Below are 23779 nucleotides of genomic sequence, written 5' to 3'. Positions count from 1 at the left end.
AATTGACCGGGAACCGTAGGAAAGGTTCCCTAAACCACCAATACGGTCAATACAAACGAAACCACATTAATCTGACATTAACTACTTCGGTGCCAACTCACGCAAATGACGAGCGACCGCAATCCAAGCACCGATATACCCCAACAATACAGCGCCAAGCAAGAGGCTCAGACCATCGGCTACGGGCACGCCGGCCAAGGCAAAATCACTGCCGTACAAACCGGCCAGCCCGATTACCGCATCGTTCAGCCAGTCAAGGCCAAACGCCAGCACGCCCCAGGACAAAATCCCTGCGCCAAAGCCATAAAGCGCGCCCATGTACAGAAAAGGACGACGCACATAGCTGTCCGTGCCGCCGACCAGTTTAATCACTTCTATCTCGGTGCGACGGTTTTCAATATGAAGACGAATGGTATTACCTATCACCAAAAGTAATGCAGACACCAACAGCACCGTCAGACCGAACACAAAGCGGTCACCCAGCTTGAGGATCGCCGCCAGGCGCTCCACCCAGACTAGATCAAGCTGAGCCTGTTGCACCTTGGGCATCTCTGCGAGTTTTTGTCGCAGGGCTTCCAGGGCGGGCTTGTCGACTTCGTTCGGGGTCACCAGCACCACGCCCGGCAGCGGGTTCTGCGGCAGCTCCTTGAGCGCCTCACCCAGGCCGGATTGTTGCTGGAACTCCTCAAGGGCCTGGTCGCGGCTGATGTACTCGGCATCGGCCACGCCCGGCAGGTTCTTGATGTCGTCACGCAGGGACTCACCGTCCTTGGCGCTGGCGTCGATGTTCAGGTACAGGGAAATCTGCGCCGCGCGCTGCCAGGAGCCGCCCAGGCGCTCTACGTTATTGAGCAGCAGCGACAAACCCATCGGCAGGCTCAGGGCCACGGCCATCACCAGGCAGGTGAAGAAGCTGCCGATAGGCTGCTTGCCCAGGCGGCGCAGGCTGTCCAGCAGGCTGGCGCGATGGCTTTCGATCCAGGCGCGCAGCAGCGTGCCGAAGTCCGGGCCGTCATCATCATGGTCGTGCTTTTTCTTCTGCGGTTGCGGATCGGCGGCTTTCGGCGCCACGCGCTCGGAAACTTTAGGGCTGCGTGTTGCACTCATACGCCGGCCTCCCCGTCACCGATCAGACGGCCGCGTTGCAGGGTCAGCATGCGGTGGCGCATGCGGGCGATCAGCGCCAGGTCGTGACTGGCGATCAATACGCTGGTACCCAGACGGTTGATGTCTTCGAACACCCCCATGATCTCGGCCGCCAAACGCGGGTCAAGGTTACCGGTGGGTTCGTCCGCCAGCAGCAGGGCCGGGCGGTGGACGATGGCGCGGGCGATACCCACGCGCTGTTGCTGGCCGGTGGACAGGTCGCCGGGGTAAAGATCGGTTTTATCCGACAGCGCCACGCGCTCGAGGGCCGAATCCACGCGTTTGACGATCTCGGCCTTGGACAGCCCGAGAATCTGCAGTGGCAGGGCAATGTTGTTGAACACCGTGCGATCGAACAACAACTGGTGATTCTGGAACACCACGCCGATCTGGCGGCGCAGGTACGGGATTTGCGCATTGCTGATGGTGGCCAGGTCTTGGCCCGCCAGCAGCAGTTTGCCAGTGGTTGGGCGTTCCATGGCCAGCAGCAGGCGCAACAAGGTACTTTTGCCAGCACCGGAGTGGCCCGTTACAAACAAGAACTCGCCCCGGCGTACTCGAAAGCTCAGCTCATGCAAGCCCACATGCCCGTTGGCATAGCGTTTACCGACCTGTTCGAATCGAATCATGAACGCTCCCGCTCGGCAAACAGCGCCTGTACAAAGGGTTCTGCCTCAAAGGTGCGCAGGTCGTCGATGCCTTCACCGACACCGATATAACGAATCGGCAACCCGAACTGTTTGGCCAAAGCGAAGATCACGCCGCCCTTGGCCGTGCCGTCGAGCTTAGTCAATGCCAGGCCAGTCAGTTGTACCGTCTGGTTGAATTGTTTGGCCTGGCTGATGGCGTTCTGGCCGGTACCGGCGTCGAGCACCAGCAGCACTTCGTGCGGGGCGTCTGCGTCGAGCTTGCCGATCACGCGGCGCACTTTCTTCAGCTCTTCCATCAAATTGTCTTTGGTGTGCAGGCGACCGGCGGTATCGGCGATCAATACGTCGATGTTACGAGCCTTGGCAGCTTGCACGGCGTCGAAGATCACCGAGGCCGAGTCGGCGCCGGTGTGCTGGGCGATAACCGGGATTTTGTTGCGCTCGCCCCAGACTTGCAGTTGCTCAACCGCTGCGGCACGGAAGGTATCGCCAGCGGCCAGCATGACCTTCTTGCCTTCGGACTGCAGCTTCTTGGCCAGCTTGCCGATGGTGGTGGTCTTGCCGGCACCGTTGACGCCGACCACCAGGATCACGAACGGCTTGTTCGGGGTGATCACCAGCGGTGCTTCCACGGGCTTGAGCATGGCGGCCAGCTCGGCCTGCAGGGATTTGTAGAGGGCGTCGGCGTCGGTCAGCTGCTTGCGCGCGACCTTCTGGGTCAGGCTCTGGATGATCACAGCGGTGGCTTCGACGCCCACGTCGGCGGTGAGCAGACGGGTTTCGATGTCTTCCAGCAACTCGTCATCGATGACTTTTTTGCCGAGGAACAGGCTGGCCATGCCTTCGCCGATGCTGGCGCTGGTCTTGCTCAGGCCTTGCTTTAGGCGGGCGAAGAAGCCGGTCTTGCTCGCTTCGACAGCTGCAGCCACTGGCGCAGGCTCGATTACCGCAGGCAAAGGTGCTTCGGCAACGACCGGCGCCGGCTCAACCACGGCGGGAATCGGCGGCGTGATGTGCTCAGCCTGCACGTCTTCGACCAATGCCACGGGCTCTTCGGCCACCGGCAGTTCCAGCCACGGTTTGTGCTCCGGCTCTGGTTCTGGCTCGGGTACAGCCTCTACGACTGGCTGCAACACCGGCTCAGCCATCGGCAACACCACGGGCGCTGGGGCTTCAGCAACCGGTTCGGCTTCTACTATAGGGGCTGGGGTCGGCTCAGGCTGAACCTGTGGTTGTTCGTCGACGGTTTCCTGCGGCTTTTTGCGCAGCCATCCGAACAGGCCTTTTTTCTCGCCAGCCGTGGCTGGCGTCTTCTTGTCGTCGTTGGAACCAAACATGGAGACGGCTATCTCAAGGTAGCGACGCGCCAGGGGGGCGCGTCGGTAAATAAAATTCGATGCGTAACAGACTGTTTTTTAGCCAGCTCGTTCATGCGCAACATTTTGTAAGGCCTAAATTGGGCCTTAACAGGACAGCCGCAGTGGCCGTCACTAAGTCGGATCAGTATCCTAGCACCTCCTCGCCCGCAGACGCTAAGACCAAGCGGGCAGCCCAACAGGTTTAAAAACGAATGAATGCTCTAGCCCGCCACGCCGCAGGCCTGCTGTTCAGCACAGTTTGTCTGCCTCTTTCAGCCTTGGCTGCCGATCCACAACCCACCCATGAATTCACCCTGGATAACGGCCTGAAGGTGGTCGTGCGCGAAGACCATCGCGCGCCGGTGGTGGTTTCCCAGGTCTGGTACAAGGTCGGTTCGAGCTACGAAACCCCGGGCCAGACCGGTTTGTCTCACGCACTGGAACACATGATGTTCAAGGGCAGCGCCAAGGTCGGCCCAGGCGAAGCCTCGCTGATCCTGCGCGACCTGGGCGCCGAAGAAAACGCCTTCACCAGCGACGATTACACCGCCTACTACCAAGTGCTGGCCCGTGACCGCCTGGGCGTGGCCTTCGAACTGGAAGCCGACCGCATGGCCAGCCTGCGCCTGCCCGCCGACGAGTTCAGCCGTGAAATCGAGGTGATCAAGGAAGAGCGCCGTCTGCGCACTGACGACAATCCGATGTCCAAGGCCTACGAGCGCTTCAAGGCCATGGCCTACCCCGCCAGCGGCTACCACACGCCGACCATCGGCTGGATGGCCGACCTGGACCGCATGAAAGTCGAAGAGCTGCGCCACTGGTACCAATCCTGGTATGTGCCGAACAACGCCACGCTGGTGGTGGTCGGCGATGTCACTCCAGATGAAGTCAAAACCCTGGCCCAGCGGTATTTCGGCCCGATTCCCAAGCGTGACGTGCCGCCCGCCAAGATCCCGATGGAACTGGCCGAGCCTGGCGAACGCCTGCTGACCATGAAAGTGCAGACCCAGCTGCCCAGCGTGATACTCGGTTTCAACGTACCCGGCCTGGCCACTGCCGAAGACAAGCGCTCGGTCCAGGCCCTGCGCCTGATCTCGGCCCTGTTGGACGGCGGCTACAGTGCGCGCATCTCCGAGCAACTGGAGCGCGGTGAAGAGTTGGTCTCCGCCGCCTCCACCAGCTACGACGCCTATACCCGTGGCGACAGCCTGTTCACCCTTTCGGCCACGCCGAACCAGCAGAAGAAAAAGACCATCGCCCAAGCCGAAGCCGGCCTGTGGCGCCTGCTGGATGAACTGAAAGCCAAGCCACCGACCGCCGCAGAGCTGGAACGCATCCGTGCCCAGGTCATTGCCGGCGTGGTCTACCAGCGTGACTCCATCACCAGCCAGGCCACGGCCATCGGCTCGCTGGAAACCGTTGGCCTGTCATGGAAACTGATGGACACGGAGCTTGCCGACCTGCAAAGCGTGACCCCGGAAGATATCCAGAAAGCCGCGCGCACCTATTTCACCCGCGAACGTCTCAGCGTCGCCCATGTTCTGCCTCAGGAGACCGCTCATGAGTGATCGCAAAAGCAGCCGCCTGATCTTCCCCGGCCTGATCGTTGTCACCTTGATCGCGGCGAGCGCCGTGTATTTCCTGCGCCCGAGCGAATCAGTGGCCAGCCCGGCGCTGGAAAAAGCTCAATCGGCCAACAAGCTGCAGTCGCTGGCGGAGCTGGACGGCAAGGCGCCGACCAACCGCAAGCTCGACGTGCAAACCTGGACCACCGCCGAAGGCGCCAAGGTACTGTTCGTCGAAGCCCACGAGCTGCCGATGTTCGACATGCGCATCCTGTTCGCCGCCGGCAGCAGCCAGGACGGCGACGTACCGGGCCTGGCGCTGATGACCAACGCCATGCTCAACGAAGGCGTGCCGGGCAAGGATGTGAGCCAGATCGCCCGCGACTTCGAAGGCCTGGGCGCGGACTTTGGCAATGGCGCCTACCGCGACATGGCGCTGGTATCCCTGCGCAGCTTGAGCGAGAGTGATAAACGCGACGCGGCCCTGACGCTGTTTGACCAGGTGATCGGCAAGCCGACCTTCCCGGCCGACTCGCTGGCCCGGATCAAGAACCAGATCCTCGCCGGTTTCGAATACCAGAAGCAGAACCCGGCCAAGCTGGCCAGCCTTGAGCTGTTCAAGCGCCTGTATGGCGACCACCCTTACGCTCACCCGAGCGAAGGCACGCCCCAGAGCGTTCCGAAGATTACCCTGGCACAGTTGCAGGCGTTCCACGCCAAGGCTTACGCCGCGGGTAACGCAGTGATTGCCGTGGTAGGCGACCTCACCCGCGCCGAAGCCGAGGCCATGACGGCCAAGGTGTCGGCCTCGCTGCCCAAAGGACCCGCCTTGGCGAAGATCGCCCAACCGACCGAACCCAAGGCCGGCTTGAGCCATATCGAGTTCCCGTCCAAGCAGACGCACTTGCTGTTCGCGCAACTGGGCATCGACCGTGCCGACCCGGACTACGCAGCGTTGTCGCTGGGTAACCAGATCCTCGGCGGCGGTGGTTTCGGCACCCGCTTGATGAGCGAGGTGCGTGAGAAGCGCGGCCTGACCTACGGCGTGTACTCCGGTTTCTCACCGATGCAGGTACGTGGCCCGTTCATGATCAACCTGCAGACCCGCGCCGAAATGAGCGGCGGCACCCTGCGCCTGGTGGAGGACGTGCTGGCCGACTACCTCAAGACCGGCCCGACTCAAAAGGAACTGGATGACGCCAAGCGTGAGCTGGCAGGCAGCTTCCCACTGTCTACCGCCAGCAACGCCGATATCGTCGGACAGCTGGGGGCAATGGGTTTCTACAACCTGCCGCTGAGCTATCTTGAGGATTTCATGAAACAATCCCAGGCCCTGACCGTAGAGCAGGTCAAGGCTGCAATGAACAAACACTTGAGCGCCGACAAAATGGTCATCGTGACCGCCGGCCCGACGATTGCGCAAAAGCCACTACCGCCCCCCACTGATAAACCTGCCGAGCAGCCGCTCGGGGTTCCGGAGCATTAATGGCCAGTTCATCTCGCCCAAAAAAACCTGTCCACAACGTGCATAACGGTGTGGGCCAACTTCGCATCATTGGCGGCGAATGGCGCAGCCGCAAGCTGAGCTTCCCCGACGTGGTGGGCCTGCGCCCGACGCCGGACCGTGTGCGTGAAACCCTGTTCAACTGGCTCGCGCCGTATATCGCGGGCGCCAAGGTGCTGGACCCGTTCGCGGGCAGCGGCGCCTTGTTCCTGGAGGCACTGTCCCGTGGCGCCGCCTTGGGCCAGGCGTTGGACGCCAGCAATGTGGCGGTTTCAAGCCTCAAGGAACACTTGGGCACGCTGCGCTGCACCACTGGCCAGGTCCAGACCGCTGACGCCTTGCGCTACCTGGAAACCCAGCCGGCCAGCGAATTCGACGTGGTATTCCTCGACCCACCGTTCAACCAGAACCTGCTGCCGACCGTGTGCGCCCTGCTAGAAGAGCGCCAATGGCTGGCGCCGGATTCGTGGATCTACACTGAAAGCGAGACCGCACCGTCCACACTCGGCTTGCCGGCTGGCTGGCGCTTGCACCGGGAGCAGAAGTCCGGGCGGGTGTATTACGCGTTGTGGCAGCGGTTGGTCGAAAGCGCCGCCTAGCCGACCTAACCTGTGGTGGACACCTTTTGTGGTGAGCGGGCTTGCCCCGCGCTGGGCTGCGAAGCGGCCCCAAAACCAGGCGCCTGAGTTTTGTCTGGATAATCCATTGGGCGGATTGGGGCAGCTTCGCTGCCCAGCGCGGGGCAAGCCCGCTCACTACAGAGACGTTGATGACACCCTCTTTCGATAGATTCAAACCCGCCTTTGGCCTCGGCAACCCCCATCTGCAAACCCTGTGGGGGCCGCTGTGGCGACCTACTACCCATATTGAACGCCAACGCGAACGCCTGTGGCTGGATGATGGCGACTTCCTTGACCTCGACTGGCACGGCCCCCATGACGCGCAAGCGCCGTTGGTGCTGGTGCTGCATGGGCTGACCGGCTCGTCCAACTCACCCTATGTGGCCGGCCTGCAAAAAGCCCTCGCCAGCCAAGGCTGGGCCAGCGCAGCGCTGAACTGGCGGGGCTGCTCCGGCGAACCTAACCTGCTGGCCCGCAGTTATCACTCGGGCGCCAGCGAAGACCTGGCGGCAGCGATTGCACACTTGCGTGCCAAGCGGCCACTGGCGCCGTTGTACGCCGTGGGCTATTCGCTGGGGGGCAATGTGTTGCTCAAGCACTTGGGTGAAACGGGCACGGCTTCGGGGCTACAGGGCGCTGCGGCGGTGTCGGTACCATTTCGCCTGGACCAATGCGCGGACCGCATCGGGCTAGGTTTTTCGCGGGTGTATCAGAAGCACTTCATGCGCGAGATGCTGGCGTATATCCGAGTCAAACAGAGCCGCTTTCTGCAGGACGGTCGCGCCGATGGGCTCAAAGCCCTGGAGGCCCTCGGTTCGCTGGAGAAGATGCGCACGTTCTGGGACTTTGATGGGCGGGTGACGGCGCCGTTGCATGGTTTTCTCAGTGCCGAGGACTATTACCGCCGTGCGTCGAGCCGGTATTACCTGGGTGAAATCCGCACGCCTACGCTGATTATCCAGGCGGCGGATGATCCGTTTGTGTTTGCCCATAGCTTGCCTGAGGCGGGCGAATTGTCGGATTGCACGGAGTTTGAGTTGCTGGCCAAGGGCGGGCATGTTGGGTTCGTTGACGGAACGCTCAAGCGCCCCAGCTATTACTTGGAACGCCGCATTCCCCAATGGTTACTGGATAAACACCATTAGGGTGGGAGCTGGCTTGCCTGCGATAGCAGGCTGTCAGTTGATGCATGTGTAGCTGACCCACCGCTATCGCAGGCAAGCCAGCTCCCACATTTTGATTGGGTTTACAGCCCCGGCGACTCAGTCGCCAGTCGCAATTGCCCGGGCTGGATCAGTGATCCACTCACTCCACGACCCCGCATACAACTTGCCCAACGGATAACCCGCCAAACTCAGGGCAAACAGGTTATGGCACGCCGTCACCCCCGAGCCGCAATACGCCACCAGTTCATCCGGTGAACGGCCTTGCAGTTGAGCAGCAAAACGCTGTTTGAGCTGCTCAGCCGGCAAGAAGCGCCCGTCACTGCCCAGGTTTTCATTGAACGCCGCACACTGCGCCCCAGGAATATGCCCGGCAACCGGATCGATCGGCTCCACTTCGCCACGAAAACGCGCTTGGGCACGGGCATCGATCAAGGTCAGGCCCGGTTGGCCCAGGCGTTTTTGCAGATGTTCGGCGTCCAGCAGCAGGTGATTATCCGGTGTACCGGCAAAGGTGCCGGGCTCAATCACCGGTGCATCCAGGCTCAGTGGGAAACCTGCCGAATGCCACGCTTTGAGCCCACCATCCAGGATAAACACACCATCACGCTTACCCAGCCAGGCCAACAACCACCAGGCCCGAGCGGCAAATGCGCCGGGGCCGTCGTCGTACAGCACCACATCGGTATCGGCGTTGATGCCCCAAGCGCGCAGTTGTTGAACCAGGGTGTCTGCCGCCGGCAATGGATGGCGACCCGTTACGCCTTTGCTCACCGGACCGCTGAGATGACGCTCCAGGTCGGCGTATTGCGCACCTTCGATGTGCCCTTCGGCATAGCTGCAACGCCCGTAATCCGGGTCTTCCAGGGCAAAACGGCAATCAAGGATCACCAGCCCTGCCGACTTCTGGCGCTCGGCCAATTGCTGGGGGCTGATCAGTTGGGCAAGCGGCATGACGGACTCCAGTAGATAGATTCGGGAAAGGTCCTACTTCACTTCTTCCAGCGCCTGATTCAACGGCACGTAAAACTCTTTGAACAACGCATCCACCGCATCTTTGGCTTCGGGCGTGACAAAACCCGCCTCCAGCACCAGCACCTGATACACCCCGCGCTTGATCGCCTCGGCGCTCAAGTGGGCGGAGTTTTCATTGGTGGTGCACAAAAACCGTACCCACGACGTCAGGATGATCCATGCGTTGAGGGTCAGTGCTTCGGTTTGTATCGGGTCCATGTTGAGAATGCCGGCATCGACAAACCCCTGGTAGATGGCATTGCCTTGGGTCAGGCAGCGCTGGGAAAAACGCCGGTAGCCGGTGGCCAACTCCGGGTCGCTCTCCAGCAAGTGCTCAAGGTCGCGGTGCAGGAAGCGATACCGCCACATGCCCGCCAGCACGGCTTGCAGGTAGAAGCGCTTGTCTTCAACGGTCACGGCGCGGCCCTGGGGCGGGCGCAGAAAACTGTCCACCAAGGCTTCGTATTCGCGAAACAGCACGGCGATGATCGCCTGCTTGTTGGGGAAGTGGTAGTACAGGTTGCCCGGCGAAATCTCCATATGGGCGGCAATATGGTTGGTACTGACGCTGCGCTCGCCCTGCTGGTTAAAAAGCTCCAGGCTGGTTTGCACAATGCGCTCGCTGGTCTTTACTCGTGGTGCCATAGGGGAATCAGCTTCTGTACACGTGATGGGGCATCTTACGGCCTATCCTTGCCGGGATAAAACTGCATGTTGCTGCAATGTTATTTGACAATTTAGAGCAATGACTCTAAAAATCGACGCAGACCTATAACAATTGGGAACTGCGCCATGTCTGCCAACATTGCTTACCTGCAAGATTCCCAGGCGCTGGATCAACTCCAGGACCTGTTCGACGCCCAGCAACGCGCCTATGCAGCCAACCCGATGCCGCCAGCCGCTCAACGCCAGCAATGGCTCAAGGCCCTGCGCGACCTGCTCAGCGACGAACGCCAAGCGTTGATCAACGCCATCAGCCAGGATTTCAGCCACCGCAGCGCCGACGAGACCCTGTTCGCCGAACTGATGCCCAGCCTGCATGGCATTCACTACGCTAGCAAACACCTCAAGGGCTGGATGAAACCTTCCCGCCGCGCTGTAGGCATCGCCTTTCAACCCGCGTCAGCCAAAGTCATCTACCAGCCGTTGGGCGTGGTCGGGGTGATCGTGCCGTGGAACTACCCGCTGTACTTGGCCATCGGCCCGCTGGTCGGCGCCCTGGCTGCCGGTAACCGGGTGATGCTCAAGCTCAGCGAATCGACCCCCGCCACGGGCGAGTTGCTCAAGGCGCTGCTGGCCAAGATCTTCCCCGAGGACTTGGTGTGCGTGGTGCTGGGCGAAGCCGAGGTGGGCATGGCGTTTTCCAAGCTGCGTTTTGACCACCTGTTGTTCACCGGCGCCACCAGCATCGGCAAGCATGTGATGCGGGCGGCGGCCGAGCACTTGACCCCGGTCACCCTGGAGCTGGGCGGCAAGTCGCCCGCTATCGTCTCCGCCGATGTGCCGCTCAAGGACGCTGCCGAACGCATCGCCTTCGGCAAAGCGCTGAACGCCGGGCAAACCTGCGTGGCACCGGACTACGTGTTGGTGCCGGAAGATCGGGTTGACGGCTTCATCGAGGCCTACACCAAGGCAGTGCGCGGGTTCTACCCGACCCTGGCCGATAACCCGGACTACACCGCGATCATCAACGAACGGCAGTTGGCCAGGCTCAACGCCTACGTGAAGGACGCCACCGACAAAGGCGCCACCCTGATCCCGCTGTACGACCAAGGCCAGGCCCGGCGCATGGCCCACAGCCTGTTGCTGAATGTCAGCGACGATATGACGGTGATGCAGGATGAAATCTTCGGCCCGGTGCTGCCCATCGTGCCGTATCGCGGCCTCGACCAGGCCTTTGCCTACATCAACCAGCGCCCTCGCCCGCTGGCCCTGTACTACTTCGGCTACAACAAGGGCGAGCAGAACCGTGTGCTCCACGAAACCCACTCCGGCGGCGTGTGCCTGAACGACACCTTGCTGCACGTGGCTCAGGACGATATGCCATTTGGCGGTATCGGCCCTTCGGGCATGGGCCACTATCACGGCCATGAGGGGTTTCTCACCTTCAGCAAAGCCAAGGGCGTATTGGTGAAGCAACGCCTGAACGCGGCGAAATTGATCTACCCGCCTTATGGAAAGTCGATTCAGAAGTTGATCCAGAAGCTGTTTATCCGCTGATAACGCCACTCCCGGGATAACAATAAAAATGAACCCCAGCCTGACTGAAACACCTGCGCTATCACGGCGCGGCGTCTTGAAAATCGGCCTGTGCGCCAGTGCGTTCCTGGCCACGGCCGGGCTAGGCGCCAGCCTCAGTGGCTGTTCCGCCAGCACGCCGGCCAGCGGCTTTGCGATGTTGCGCAGCAGTGATTTGCCGTTTCTACGGGCGGTGATCCCGGTGCTGCTGGAAGGTGTGGCCAGCGCCCAAGAAGTGACCAGCGGGATAGAGGGCACGCTTAAAAAGCTCGATTTCAGCCTGCAGCGCTTGTCGCCGGAAATGTTCAAGCTCACCCAGCAACTGTTCGACGTGCTGGGAATGGGTATCACTCGTGGGCCATTGACGGGGATCTGGGGTAGCTGGGAAAACGCCAGCGCCGAGCAGATCCGCAACTTCCTGCACCGCTGGGAAAACAGCTACTTGAACCTGCTGCGCATGGGCCAGGGCTCGTTGCTCAAGCTGGTGATCATGGCGTGGTACTTCCAGCCGGCATCCTGGGCGCATTGCGGGTACCCAGGGCCACCGAAGATCTAGCCTAGAAAACCCGCTCCCACATTTAGATTGCAACTTCGTAGCGACCGACACCTATAACAACAAGAGTGCACACCTATGCCCGTACCCGATCTGTTCCGTGAAGGCCTCGCCCGTGGCTGGAAAACCCACAATGGCGCAGCCCTCGACAGCGACCTGACCCTGGAAGCCGACGTCGCCATCATCGGCAGCGGCGCCGGGGGTGGCACTACGGCTGAGATCCTCAGCGGGGCGGGCTACAAAGTGCTGCTGATCGAAGAAGGCCCGCTCAAGACCAGCAGCGATTTCAAGCTGCTGGAAGACGAGGCCTACACCAGCTTGTACCAGGAAGGCATCGGCCGCATGAGCAAGGACGGTGCGATCACTATCTTGCAGGGCCGGGCTGTGGGCGGCACCACCTTGATCAACTGGACATCCAGCTTTCGTACACCCGACGCGACCCTTTCCCACTGGGCCAGTGAATACGCGGTGAGGGGCCACAGCAGTGCCGAAATGGCGCCGTGGTTCGAAAAGATGGAACAGCGCCTCGGCATCGCCCCGTGGGCCATGCCGCCCAATGCCAACAACGATGTGATCCGCAAAGGCTGCGAAAAGCTCGGCTACAGCTGGCATGTAATCCCACGTAATGTGCGCGGCTGTTTCAACCTGGGCTATTGCGGCATGGGTTGCCCGGTCAACGCCAAACAGTCGATGTTGGTGACCACCATCCCGTCCACCCTCGAAAAAGGCGGCGAGTTGCTCTATCTGGCGCGCGCCGAACGCCTCAAATACAGCGGCGACACCATCAGCAGCCTGGAATGCGTGGCCATGGACGCCCTGTGCGTGGCACCGACCGGCCGCAAGATCACGGTCAAGGCCAAGCACTACGTGCTCTCTGGCGGTGGCATCAACAGCCCGGCGCTGCTGATGCGCTCGGACGCGCCGGACCCGCATTCGCGAGTGGGCAAGCGCACGTTCCTGCATCTGGTGAACTTCTCCGCTGGGCTGTTCGATGAGGTGATCAACCCGTTCTACGGCGCGCCGCAGTCGATCTATTCCGACCACTTCCAATGGCAAGACGGCACCACCGGCAAAATGTCGTACAAGCTCGAAGCTCCGCCCCTACACCCTGCTCTGGCCAGTACCCTGCTCGGCGGCTACGGTACCCAAAACGCCCTGGACATGAGCCAACTGCCCAACACCCACGCCATGCTCGCCTTGTTACGCGACGGTTTTCACCCCGACAGCCCCGGTGGCACCGTGGATTTACGTGGCGACGGCACGCCAGTGCTCGACTACCAGGTGTCCGACTACGCCTGGGACGGCCTGCGCCGTGCGTTCCACAGCATGGCTGAGATCCAGTTTGCGGCGGGGGCCAAGTCGGTGAAGCCGTTGCATCATGATGCGCGCTACGTCAAAACCCTCGGTGAAGCCCGCACGCTGATCGACGGTCTCAACCTGGAATTGCACCGCACCTGCCTGGGCAGCGCCCATGTGATGGGCGGTTGCGCGATGGGCGAAGACCCGAAAAAAGCGGTGGCCGACAGCCTTGGCCGGCATCATCAGTTGCGCAACTTGTCGATCCACGACGGCTCGCTATTCCCCACCAGCATTGGGGCCAATCCACAATTATCGGTGTACGGATTGACCGCCCAACTGGCGACAGCCTTGGCCGAACGTCTGAAAACTGCGTGAAAAAACACGCTATTCGCGCTGTCTATAGTGCTTTCTTCTGCATAAGTTGACTTGGCCGACCGGGATGGCTGCGATACCATCCGGTTCCCCAACGGACTCCGCCAGGACGACGCGATGAACCGAGTGTTGTACCCAGGTACCTTCGACCCGATTACCAAAGGCCATGGCGACCTGGTCGAACGCGCCTCGCGCTTGTTCGACCATGTGATCATCGCGGTCGCAGCCAGCCCCAAGAAAAACCCGCTGTTTCCCCTGGAACAGCGCGTGGAGCTGGCGCGTGAGGTCACCAAGCACCTGCCCAACGTGGAAGTGGTGGGCTTTTCCACGTTGCTCGCGCACTTCGCCAAAGAGCAGAACGCCAATGTGTTCCTGCGCGGCCTGCGCGCGGTATCGGACTTCGAATACGAATTCCAGCTGGCCAACATGAACCGCCAGCTGGCGCCGGACGTGGAAAGCCTGTTCCTCACACCGTCGGAACGTTATTCGTTCATTTCCTCGACGTTGGTCCGTGAAATTGCCGCTTTGGGCGGTGATATCACCAAGTTCGTGCACCCAGCCGTGGCCGATGCGCTGACGTTGCGCTTCAAGAAGTAAGATCCCCTGATCGGCGCCTGCTCGCACTGCGGGCGCCAATGCGGCACAATTGCGCGCATTAGTTTTCAGATGCCCTGGCTGACAGCCCTGGCAGGAGTTTCCATGTCCCTGATCATCACCGACGATTGCATCAATTGCGACGTCTGCGAACCCGAGTGCCCGAACGCTGCCATTTCCCAAGGTGAAGAGATCTACGTGATCGACCCTAACCTGTGCACGCAGTGTGTTGGCCACTATGACGAACCCCAGTGCCAGCAGGTGTGCCCGGTGGATTGCATTCCGTTGGATGAAGCTCATCCGGAGTCGGAAGAGCAACTGATGGAGAAGTACCGCAAGATTACCGGTAAGGCTTAAGGGCCTCTTCGCGAGCAAGCCCGCTCCCATATAAAACCCAGTTCCAACATGAGAATGCGGTCGAATGTGGGAGCGGGCTTGCTCGCGAAGGCGGCATCAGCCCTCACCCAGAATCAGCTCTGGCACTTGGGACAAAACACACTCGCCCGCTGCCCCAGCACCACATTGCGCAGCTCAGTCCCGCAGACCTTGCAGGCTTCGCCGCCCCGGCCATAAACAAACAGCTCCTGCTGGAAATACCCCGGCTGCCCGTCCCCACCGATAAAGTCGCGCAACGTAGTACCGCCGCGCTCGATCGCAGCGGCCAGTACGCGCTTGATCTCGATCGCCAGCTTCAGATAACGCGCCCGCGAAATACCACCCGCCTCACGACGCGGATCAATCCCGGCCGCAAATAGCGCTTCCGTCGCGTAGATATTGCCCACGCCCACCACGACCGCGTTGTCCATGATGAACGGCTTCACCGCCATCGAACGCCCACGGGACAGCTTGAACAACCGCTCGCCATCAAACAGGTCGGTCAACGGCTCCGGACCCAGGCGAATCAGCAGCTCGTGGTTGTGCGGGTCCTGGCTCCAGAGCATCGCGCCAAAACGCCGTGGGTCGGTGTAGCGCAGGGCCAGGCCCGACTCCAACTCGATATCCACGTGTTCATGTTTGGCCGCCGGCAAGCCGGCTTCAACCAATCGCAGGTTGCCCGACATGCCCAAGTGACTGATCAAGGTGCCCACTTCGGCATTGATCAACAGGTACTTGGCCCGCCGTTCCACCAGCACGATGCGCTGCCCGGACAGGCGCACATCCAGGTCTTCCGGGATCGGCCAGCGCAGGCGCCGCTCACGTACCACCACGCGGCTGACGCGCTGGCCTTCCAGGTGTGGCGCGATTCCGCGCCGGGTGGTTTCGACTTCAGGTAACTCGGGCATGCATACCTCTTGAAGAAGGGTTTAGTGGGCGCCCAACTCGCGGATCGACAGCTTCATGCTTTCGAAGTCGTAGTCCGACAGGCCCACGTAGTCCAGCACCAAATGGCCAATGGCATTCCACTCATGGTCCACTGCCTGGTTGCCCAGCACGCGGTAGGACGAGCAGATGTGCTCGGCCATCTTCAGGATCGCCAGCAGGTTTTTAAGCTGCGGGTTGCGCGAAGACTCGTCGCTGAATATCGCCAATGCGTTGTGGTGGTTGGCGATGGCGTCGGTCACATGCTCCGGCAGGCGCCAGGATTTGGCGGTGTAGTAGCCCACTACGGCATGGTTGGTGTTGAACGCGTTGTTCTCGGTGTCGACCACGCGGCAGTCCGCGCCGGCATTGGCGTAGGCCTCTTCCAGCACGGCCATGTAGTTGGGGAAGCGCTTAAGCATCAACGGCACGCCGCAATCGTGGAACAGGCCCAGGGCATAGGCTTCGTCCACGGCTTGGGAGCCGGTGCGCTTGGCCAGGGTGAGGCAAGTCATGGCCACATCCTGGGCAGTGTCCCAAAAACGGTTGAGGGTGACGATGGTGTCGTCGCTCATCTCGCCCTTGATCGACTGCGCGTTGATCAGATTGATGATCGAACGACTGCCCAGCAGGTTCACCGCGCGCTGGATCGAGGCGATCTTGTTGCTCAGGCCGTAATACGGCGAGTTGACGATTTTCAGCAGTGCGCCGGACAGGCCAGGGTCCTGGGCGATCAACCGCGCGATCACTTCCAGGTCCGGGTCGGGCATGTATTGCTCCATCTGCAGATCCACCATGATCTGCGGTTGGGGCGGCACGCTGATGCCTTGCAGGGCCTGTTGGATCTGCTCGGCGGAAAGCTCTTGGGACATAAGTACACACTCTGGGCTAGGCGGGGATTCTAACCCCTATGGCAATCTGACCGACACCTCAAAAACCTGAATGCAAACCCAACCAAATGTGGGAGCTGGCTTGCCTGCGATAGCTTCACCGCCGTACGTCAGATACACCCAGTTGCCTGCATCGCAGGCAAGCCAGCTCCCACATGAAACAGCGTGCAACAGGTATACTCCCGCTCTTTTTTCCGGAGCGACGTCATGTCCCTGCCAAGCCTGCGTCTCAAAGCCAACGCCGATCGTCGTTTGCGCAACGGCCACCTGTGGGTCTACAGCAACGAAATCGACGTGGCCGCCACCCCACTCCACGGCTTCCAGGCAGGCGACCAGGCTATCCTGGAAGCGGCCGGCGGCAAGACCCTGGGCATCGTGGCCATGAGCCCGAACAACCTGATCTGCGCTCGCCTGCTGTCGCGCGACATCAAGCTGCCGCTGGACAAGTCGCTGCTGGTGCACCGCCTGAACGTCGCCCTGTCCCTGCGTGATCGCTTGTTCGACAAGCCGTTCTACCGCCTGGTCTACGGCGATTCCGACCTGTTGCCAGGCCTGGTCGTCGACCGTTTCGGCGACATCCTGGTGGTTCAGATCGCCTCGGCGACCATGGAAGCCCATAAGGAAGACGTGATCGCTGCGCTGACCCAAGTGCTCAAGCCTAGCGGCATCCTGTTCAAGAACGACTCCGCCGCACGCGACGCCGAAGGCCTCAACCGCTACGTCGAAACCGTGTTCGGCCTGGTGCCGGAGTGGGTTGCGCTGGAAGAAAACGGCGTGAAATTCGAAGCCCCGGTGATCCAGGGCCAGAAGACCGGCTGGTTCTACGACCACCGCATGAACCGCGCACGCCTGGCCCCGTATGCCAAAGGCAAACGCGTGCTCGACCTGTACAGCTACATCGGCGGCTGGGGCGTGCAAGCTGCAGCCTTCGGCGCCAGTGAAGTGTTCTGTGTCGACGCCTCCGCCTTCGCTCTCGATGGCGTTGAGCGCAATGCCGCGCTGAACGGCTTTGCCGAGAAGATGACCTGCATCGAAGGCGACGTGTTTGAAGCCCTGAAAGAACTGAAAGCCAGCGAAGAACGCTTCGACGTGATCGTCGCCGACCCACCGGCCTTCATCAAACGCAAAAAAGACATGAAGAACGGCGAAGGCGCCTACCGCCGCCTCAACGAGCAAGCCATGCGCCTGCTCAGCAAGGACGGCATCCTCGTCAGCGCTTCATGCTCCATGCACTTGCCAGAAGATGACCTGCAGAACATCCTGCTGACCAGCGCTCGTCACTTGGACCGCAATATCCAGATGCTGGAGCGTGGCGGCCAGGGCCCGGATCACCCAGTGCACCCGGCGATTGCCGAGACGCGCTATATCAAGAGCATTACGTGCCGGTTGTTGCCGAATAGCTGATACCGTTGACCTGTAGGGACTCGCGAGTTCCTACAGGTTTTCAGGAATTTTCGTCACGCCCTAGGCTTTGACTTTCCTGCCCGCAGACTCGATCCTCGTCCACCTCACGGAATCGAGGCTCACGCATGTCAACGGCAATCACCCACGCAGAAAAACCCTTCATGGTTTTCTGGCTGATGACCATGACCCTGCTGGGCGTCTTCCCGCTTGACGTTGTGCTGCCCTCCTTTCCCGCTTTGGCGGAACACTTCCACACCTCGACAACCCATATCGCTCGATCAGTCAGTCTGTTCGCCATTGGCTTCTCCTGCTCGATGCTGTTGATCGGCCCGCTGTCCGATAGGATCGGCCGCAAGAAACTGCTATTAGCCAGCATGGTCTTGGCAATGCTGGGGGCAGCCGGGTGCTTGGCCGCCAGCAACACCCCACAATTCCTGTTCTTTCGCGTCATCCAGGCGATGGGCTGCGGCGGCTTCATATTGTCTCAAGCCCTGGTGCAGGATCTTTTCTCCGGCAGAGAACAGGAGCGGTTGCGCATAGCGATGGTCACGGCCGGGGGTATCTTCATTTCGATTTCCCCATTGCTGGGCGCTTGGCTGCAACTGCACTGGGGATGGCAAGCCAGCTTCTACGCGTTTATAGCCCTGTGCACAGCCACATTGGTCATGGCTCAGCGGTTACTGAAGAGCGGCCTGCCACGAACGACACCGGGCAAACACAACATTTTCAAGGCCTACCTCAAGGTCTTCGCCAATCGTCATTTCGCCAGCTATGCCACGATCTCCGCAATCACCTTCGCCTGTCATTTCTCATTTATCGTGGTTTCACCGCTCATTTTCATGGACCAGCTTAAGTTTTCGCCCCACGAGTACTCGCTGGCCCTACTCCTTTATGGCGCCGCCTACGTATTGGGTGGCGTCTGTGCCAGTATCCTTCACAAGCGGTTGGCGGCTGCGACTCAGATGGCAATCGGGTTGGTGCTGATCGCAATCTCTGGCGTGGTAATGCTGCTTCTGGCCTACCGGTTCGGCTTGTCCGCCCCCACCGTGCTGGTTCCCATGCTACTTTGCACGGCGGGCACCACCATCACCCGGCCTATCTCCAATTCAAAGGCCATGGGTCTGTTTCCAGACAACGCGGGGGCGGCGGCATCAGCCGTTGCAGCGGTACTGTTTATCGCCGGCGGCCTGATCAGCGCATTCATCAGCACCTTTACCCACCAGTTGAGCATTGCCCTTGGCCTGTGTTTCCTGATCCTGAGCATCGCTGCACTGGCGCTGAACTCATGGGCGCAGCACCACCCACACGTCCCATAGCCGCTATCTTCACGGTTACGGCCATTCCCTCCAGCCTCCAGCGGTGTAGAATCGGCCCTATTCATCGCCAGTCATCCCCCGGCGGGTTTATGAGCTCGAGGCCCAAGCAAGCGGCGATCCCGCGACGCGAGTGGCAACTTCCGGACACACGGCCATTTTTCGGGTGTTCCAGACGTCAATAGAAGCTCACTCCCCATTGATACCTGATTAGCCGCCCGGAGTGCTCCATGCCAGATTACCGCTCGAAAACATCCACCCATGGCCGCAACATGGCCGGCGCACGCGCACTGTGGCGCGCCACGGGGATGAAAGATGACGACTTCAAGAAGCCGATCATCGCGATTGCCAACTCGTTTACCCAATTCGTACCGGGCCACGTCCACCTCAAGGACCTGGGCCAACTGGTCGCCCGCGAGATCGAGCGCGCTGGCGGCGTTGCCAAGGAATTCAACACCATCGCCGTGGACGACGGCATCGCCATGGGCCATGACGGCATGCTGTATTCCCTGCCGAGCCGCGAGATCATCGCCGACTCCGTGGAATACATGGTCAACGCTCACTGCGCCGACGCCATCGTGTGCATCTCCAACTGCGACAAGATCACCCCCGGCATGCTGATGGCCTCCCTGCGCCTGAACATCCCGGTGATCTTCGTTTCCGGCGGCCCGATGGAAGCCGGCAAAACCAAGCTCGCCTCCCACGGCCTGGACCTGGTGGACGCCATGGTCATCGCCGCCGACTCCAGCGCTTCTGACGAGAAGGTCGCGGAATACGAGCGCAGTGCTTGCCCAACCTGCGGTTCGTGCTCCGGCATGTTCACTGCCAACTCGATGAACTGCCTGGTGGAAGCCCTGGGCCTGGCCTTGCCGGGCAACGGTTCCACGCTCGCCACCCACAGCGACCGCGAGCAACTGTTCCTGCAGGCCGGCCGCACCATCGTCGAGCTGTGCAAGCGTTACTACGGCGAGAACGATGAGTCGGTGTTGCCGCGCAACATCGCCAACTTCAAGGCGTTCGAAAACGCCATGACCCTGGACATCGCCATGGGCGGTTCCACCAACACCATCCTGCACTTGCTGGCCGCTGCCCAGGAAGCCGAGATCGATTTCGACCTGCGCGACATCGACCGTCTGTCCCGCCACGTGCCGCAACTGTGCAAGGTCGCGCCGAACATCCAGAAGTACCACATGGAAGACGTGCACCGTGCCGGCGGGATCTTCTCGATCCTCGGCTCCCTGGCCCGTGGCGGCTTGCTGCACACCGACCTGCCGACCGTGCACAGCAAGTCCATCGCCGAAGGCATCGCCAAGTGGGACATCACCCAGACTGACGACGAAGCCGTGCACACCTTCTTCAAGGCCGGCCCGGCGGGCATCCCGACGCAAACCGCGTTCAGCCAGTCGACCCGCTGGGACACCCTGGACGATGATCGTGAAAACGGCTGCATCCGCAGTGTCGAGCACGCCTACTCGCAAGAAGGCGGCCTGGCCGTGCTGTACGGCAACATCGCTCTCGACGGCTGCGTGGTGAAAACCGCCGGTGTGGATGAATCCATCCATGTCTTCGAAGGCCGCGCCAAGATCTACGAAAGCCAGGACAGCTCGGTTCGCGGCATCCTCGCTGACGAAGTGAAGGAAGGCGACATCGTGATCATCCGCTACGAAGGCCCGAAAGGCGGCCCGGGCATGCAGGAAATGCTGTACCCGACGTCCTACCTGAAATCCAAGGGCCTGGGCAAAGCCTGCGCCTTGCTGACCGACGGGCGTTTCTCCGGCGGTACCTCGGGCCTGTCCATCGGCCACGCTTCGCCGGAAGCCGCTGCCGGTGGCGCGATTGGCCTGGTGCAAGATGGTGACAAGGTACTGATCGACATTCCGAACCGCTCGATCAACCTGTTGATCAGCGATGAAGAACTGGCGGCACGCCGGGTCGAGCAAGACAAGAAGGGTTGGAAGCCGGTTGAGAAGCGTCCGCGCAAAGTCACCACCGCGTTGAAGGCCTACGCCCTGCTGGCCACCAGTGCCGACAAGGGCGCTGTGCGTAACAAGGCGATGCTTGACGGTCTGTAAGACTCGCCCATAAAAATGCCCCGTACATGCGGGGCATTTTTTTGCCTGGCCAAAACCCCATCAACAATGAAGTTCAAACTGTGGTAGCTGGCTTGCCTGCGATAGCGGTGGACCAGCCAACTCATGTATCGCCTGACACTCCGCCATCGCAGGCAAGCCAGCTCCCACACAAGCCGGTTACCACAGGTGGTTTTGTGGGGATGGCTTAAAATTGCGGCTTGTAGGTCACGCTGAACATCATGTTTCGCGGGTCGCCAAAGTAGTTGTTGCCCACCAACTGGCTATACGAAGGGATGTAGTAGCGCTTGTCCAAGATGTTGTTCACGTTCACCGCCAAGGTCACTTCATCGCTGGCCTCGTAGGCAACCCGCGAATTGAAGATGGCAAACCCGGCCTGGCCGAAGTTGCGGTCAAAACTGGTGGTGGCCGTTTGCGCGTTAACCCCTGCCCCCAGGCTGATGCGGCTTAAATCGCCCGGCAGTTTGTAATCACCCCATATCCGCAGCATGTGCTTGGGCACGGCCGTACTGAACACCTTGCCTTTGAGTTCGGTGTCTTTCAAAAACACCGTGGTGTTGTAGGTATAGCTGCTGCTGATCTGCAAACCCGGCGCCAATTGACCGCTGATCTCAGCCTCCAGCCCCTGGCTGCGCACCTTGCCCGAAGCAGTGGAGCAGTACCAACCGCTGCAAGCGTTGGGGCCGTCGATGTCCGTACTGAAATCCGTGACGGCGCGGTTTTCGTGGATATAGCGGAACAGTGCCAGGGAGGTATTGAGACGGCCATCCATCAACTCGCCCTTGATGCCCACCTCGTAGTTGCGCCCCTCGATGGGCGGCAGACCGGTCTTTTGCTGGGTCAATTGAGTTTGCGGGATAAACACTTCGGCGTAGCTACCGTACACCGACCACTGGTCATCCAGCGCATACACCAGACCAGCGAACGGTGTGACCTTGCCATTGCTCTTGACCGAGTTTTTCTCGCCGCCCTCTTCGTACTGGCGGGCGTAGTAGTTGTCCTGGTCAAAGGCAAAGTCATACCAGCTGGTGCGGGCACCGAGGATCAATGTGAGGGGGTCCGTCAGGTTGATCCGCCAGGTGCCGTATAGACCTTTTTGGGTGATGTCGTAGGTGCTCAAGGCCAGGTTGGCGCGATCGGCGATGCTGTTGTAGGTCGGCTCCGGGCGGTGATGGTCGATAGCACCAATATCCGCCCCCGGCGTGAAGGCGCGGGCATAACCATCATCGGTGTTGTACTTGGAGTAGTTGCCGCCCAGCACCAGGCTCTGCTTGAACGACAGCGCTTCGAAGTCGCCGCTGACGTAGGCGTCGAAGCCACGATTTTTGCCGTAGAAGTCGGTGGAATAGTCGGCGTAGTTACCGCTTTTGGTGCTCCCCACCGGCACAGCACCGACGATGAACTGATACGTCGCTTCATTGGACTCATTCATCGCCAACGCCGAAGCGTTGAATTTCCAATGGTCGTTAAAGCGATGCTCAAGGTCCAGGTACACCGCGGTCTGGTCGTTGAACGAACGGTTCCAACTCGCCCCGGTGTACGTGGAGCGCGATACATCCAGCGGGCTGCCGTCGGTGTGGCGCGGCAAGGCAATCAGATACGGCCGCCCGTGGCTCTTCTTGTTGCTGAAACCGACGCCCAGGGTAGTGTCGTCGTCCAGGTCAAAGTCCAGCGCACCGTAAACGGTCTGCTCCCAGTTCCACACGTAGTCGGTGAAGGAATGGCCCTTCTCATAGTTGACCACCGCCCGCCCACGGATCGTCCCGGCTTCGTTCAACGGGCCGCCGACGTCCGCCTGGGACGCATAACGGTCCCAGCTACCAGCCTTGGCGCTCAAGGTCACAGTGGGTGCCGCTTGTGGGCGTTTACGCACCAGGTTCACCGCCCCGCCCGGACTGTTGGCACCTTGCAGCAAGCCGGCAGCACCGCGCAGGACTTCCATACGGTCGTAGATCACCATGTTCTCGGTGATGTAGCTGCCCAGCGCATACACGTTGCGGGGCACCGGTACGCCGTCGTATTGCAGCGATTCAATCTCGAAACCCCGCGCAAACATGAACATCCCAGGCCCCGGCGACTTGACCGACGCCATGCCCGGCACCGCTTCAATCGCTTGGGTCAGGGTGCTGATGTTCTGGTCATCCATGGCCTTGCGGGTCAGCACGCTGACGGACTGTGGGATGTCCTTGAGCTTTTGCGTGCCTTTGCCGATGGTCACGGCACCGGTTGTGTAGGAACCGCTACCTTCGGTGGTCGTCCCCAGGTGGTCTGCGCTGATGGTAGTCGCGCCGACTTCGAGGGCGCTTCCAGTGTCCACGCGCTTTTCCAGGGTGACGGTATCGGCATTGATAAAGGCCGCGCTGAGCCCTGTGCCGCCGAGCAATAAGCCGAGTGCCTCGCGCTGCCCCAGATTGCCACTCACCCCTGGCGACACCACACCTTGAGTCAGCTCACCGGACACCAGCACCTGAACCCGCGTCACCGCCGAAAACGCCGCCAGCGCACCGTCCAGGCTTTGCCCTGGAATATCGAAGCGATAGCTCTGGGCCTGGGTGGTCTGAGCGGCCTGCAAGGACAGCGGCGCAGTGCAACTGGCGATGGAAATGGCCAGTGCCAGCAAAGGCCGTGCGGCGAATCGGTGTGCCATGGATGATGCTCCCCGGTGCAAAAAGTCTGTGATCGGCGCTGCACTACTTGAGAGTGCTTA

General features: G+C 60.8%; 20 protein-coding genes. 12 read left to right on the top strand and 8 right to left on the bottom strand.

Going from position 1 to position 23779, the window contains the following annotated elements; translation table 11 throughout:
- Positions 1–81 precede the first annotated feature (81 nt).
- From ftsX to ftsY, 3 genes are read right to left on the bottom strand one after another with little or no spacing between them, the layout of a single operon-like run.
- Positions 82–1107 (bottom strand): permease-like cell division protein FtsX, encoded by a 1026-nt coding sequence (gene ftsX / locus CFE47_RS06570; protein WP_185709712.1) that lies wholly within the window; start codon positions 1105–1107, stop codon positions 82–84.
- Positions 1104–1775, bottom strand: coding sequence for a cell division ATP-binding protein FtsE (gene ftsE / locus CFE47_RS06565; protein ID WP_017737950.1), 672 nt, complete (start codon positions 1773–1775; stop codon positions 1104–1106). Before ftsE ends, ftsX begins: the two co-directional genes overlap by 4 nt.
- Positions 1772–3133, bottom strand: coding sequence for a signal recognition particle-docking protein FtsY (gene ftsY, locus CFE47_RS06560; RefSeq protein ID WP_286836013.1), 1362 nt, complete (start codon positions 3131–3133; stop codon positions 1772–1774). The genes ftsE and ftsY overlap by 4 nt, the downstream gene beginning before the upstream one ends.
- Before the next feature lie 233 nt (positions 3134–3366).
- On the opposite strand from ftsY, the gene CFE47_RS06555 reads away from it, so the two are divergent.
- The 4 genes from CFE47_RS06555 to CFE47_RS06540 all read left to right on the top strand — a co-directional run bounded on the left by CFE47_RS06555 (position 3367) and on the right by CFE47_RS06540 (position 7988).
- Positions 3367–4722 carry a M16 family metallopeptidase gene (locus CFE47_RS06555; RefSeq protein WP_286836012.1) on the top strand — a complete coding sequence of 452 codons (1356 nt, stop codon included), beginning with the start codon at positions 3367–3369 and terminating at the stop codon, positions 4720–4722.
- Entirely contained in the window at positions 4715–6205 is a 1491-nt protein-coding gene (locus CFE47_RS06550; RefSeq protein WP_286836011.1) for a M16 family metallopeptidase, read from the top strand. Before CFE47_RS06555 ends, CFE47_RS06550 begins: the two co-directional genes overlap by 8 nt.
- Positions 6205–6822, top strand: coding sequence for a 16S rRNA (guanine(966)-N(2))-methyltransferase RsmD (rsmD, locus tag CFE47_RS06545; protein WP_286836010.1), 618 nt, complete (start codon positions 6205–6207; stop codon positions 6820–6822). The genes CFE47_RS06550 and rsmD overlap by 1 nt, the downstream gene beginning before the upstream one ends.
- Before the next feature lie 170 nt (positions 6823–6992).
- Positions 6993–7988 (top strand): hydrolase, encoded by a 996-nt coding sequence (locus CFE47_RS06540; RefSeq protein WP_286836009.1) that lies wholly within the window; start codon positions 6993–6995, stop codon positions 7986–7988.
- A 117-nt stretch (positions 7989–8105) separates the two neighbouring features.
- On the opposite strand, the gene CFE47_RS06535 is transcribed toward CFE47_RS06540, so the two are convergent.
- Both CFE47_RS06535 and CFE47_RS06530 read right to left on the bottom strand, forming a co-directional pair.
- On the bottom strand, positions 8106–8960 hold the full coding sequence (locus CFE47_RS06535; RefSeq protein ID WP_286836008.1) for a sulfurtransferase: 855 nt from the start codon (positions 8958–8960) through the stop codon (positions 8106–8108).
- Positions 8961–8993: 33 nt separating this feature from the next.
- Positions 8994–9665, bottom strand: a complete 672-nt coding sequence (locus CFE47_RS06530) for a TetR/AcrR family transcriptional regulator (protein ID WP_286836007.1) — start codon at positions 9663–9665, stop codon at positions 8994–8996.
- A 132-nt stretch (positions 9666–9797) separates the two neighbouring features.
- Here CFE47_RS06530 and CFE47_RS06525 point away from each other — a divergent pair, with 132 nt between their 5' ends.
- The 5 genes from CFE47_RS06525 (at position 9798) to CFE47_RS06505 (ending at position 14433) form a co-directional block, all read left to right on the top strand.
- Positions 9798–11240 (top strand): coniferyl aldehyde dehydrogenase, encoded by a 1443-nt coding sequence (locus tag CFE47_RS06525; RefSeq protein ID WP_502695454.1) that lies wholly within the window; start codon positions 9798–9800, stop codon positions 11238–11240.
- A gap of 28 nt (positions 11241–11268) precedes the next feature.
- Positions 11269–11814: a twin-arginine translocation pathway signal protein gene (locus CFE47_RS06520; RefSeq protein WP_286836005.1), complete on the top strand. Its 546-nt coding sequence runs from the start codon at positions 11269–11271 to the stop codon at positions 11812–11814.
- 75 nt (positions 11815–11889) lie between these two features.
- A complete protein-coding gene (locus CFE47_RS06515) occupies positions 11890–13485 on the top strand; it encodes a GMC family oxidoreductase (protein WP_286836004.1) in 1596 nt (531 codons plus the stop codon).
- A gap of 114 nt (positions 13486–13599) precedes the next feature.
- Positions 13600–14079: a pantetheine-phosphate adenylyltransferase gene (coaD, locus tag CFE47_RS06510; RefSeq protein WP_003176711.1), complete on the top strand. Its 480-nt coding sequence runs from the start codon at positions 13600–13602 to the stop codon at positions 14077–14079.
- Between the two features lie 102 nt (positions 14080–14181).
- On the top strand, positions 14182–14433 hold the full coding sequence (locus tag CFE47_RS06505) for a YfhL family 4Fe-4S dicluster ferredoxin (RefSeq protein WP_008364838.1): 252 nt from the start codon (positions 14182–14184) through the stop codon (positions 14431–14433).
- A gap of 113 nt (positions 14434–14546) precedes the next feature.
- Here the strand turns inward: CFE47_RS06505 and mutM are convergent, their stop codons facing one another.
- Positions 14547–15359 (bottom strand): bifunctional DNA-formamidopyrimidine glycosylase/DNA-(apurinic or apyrimidinic site) lyase, encoded by an 813-nt coding sequence (gene mutM, locus CFE47_RS06500; protein WP_286836003.1) that lies wholly within the window; start codon positions 15357–15359, stop codon positions 14547–14549.
- 21 nt (positions 15360–15380) lie between these two features.
- Positions 15381–16193, bottom strand: a complete 813-nt coding sequence (locus tag CFE47_RS06495; protein ID WP_286836145.1) for an HDOD domain-containing protein — start codon at positions 16191–16193, stop codon at positions 15381–15383.
- 279 nt (positions 16194–16472) lie between these two features.
- Here CFE47_RS06495 and CFE47_RS06490 point away from each other — a divergent pair, with 279 nt between their 5' ends.
- The 3 genes from CFE47_RS06490 to ilvD all read left to right on the top strand — a co-directional run bounded on the left by CFE47_RS06490 (position 16473) and on the right by ilvD (position 21054).
- Positions 16473–17669: a class I SAM-dependent rRNA methyltransferase gene (locus CFE47_RS06490; protein WP_003195152.1), complete on the top strand. Its 1197-nt coding sequence runs from the start codon at positions 16473–16475 to the stop codon at positions 17667–17669.
- A 125-nt stretch (positions 17670–17794) separates the two neighbouring features.
- Positions 17795–18985 carry an MFS transporter gene (locus tag CFE47_RS06485; protein ID WP_286836002.1) on the top strand — a complete coding sequence of 397 codons (1191 nt, stop codon included), beginning with the start codon at positions 17795–17797 and terminating at the stop codon, positions 18983–18985.
- A gap of 227 nt (positions 18986–19212) precedes the next feature.
- Positions 19213–21054 carry a dihydroxy-acid dehydratase gene (gene ilvD / locus CFE47_RS06480; RefSeq protein WP_078050582.1) on the top strand — a complete coding sequence of 614 codons (1842 nt, stop codon included), beginning with the start codon at positions 19213–19215 and terminating at the stop codon, positions 21052–21054.
- Between the two features lie 205 nt (positions 21055–21259).
- Here ilvD and CFE47_RS06475 read toward each other — a convergent pair whose 3' ends face one another.
- Complete coding sequence (locus tag CFE47_RS06475; protein ID WP_286836001.1) at positions 21260–23719, bottom strand: TonB-dependent siderophore receptor; 2460 nt, start codon at positions 23717–23719, stop codon at positions 21260–21262.
- Positions 23720–23779 lie beyond the last annotated feature (60 nt).

Origin of the sequence: Pseudomonas sp. PGPPP1, from assembly GCF_002255865.1 — a bacterium.
Lineage (GTDB): Bacteria > Pseudomonadota > Gammaproteobacteria > Pseudomonadales > Pseudomonadaceae > Aquipseudomonas > Aquipseudomonas cremoris.
Note: the sequence above shows the minus strand (reverse complement) of the source record. Positions and strands in the feature narration are given on the sequence as shown.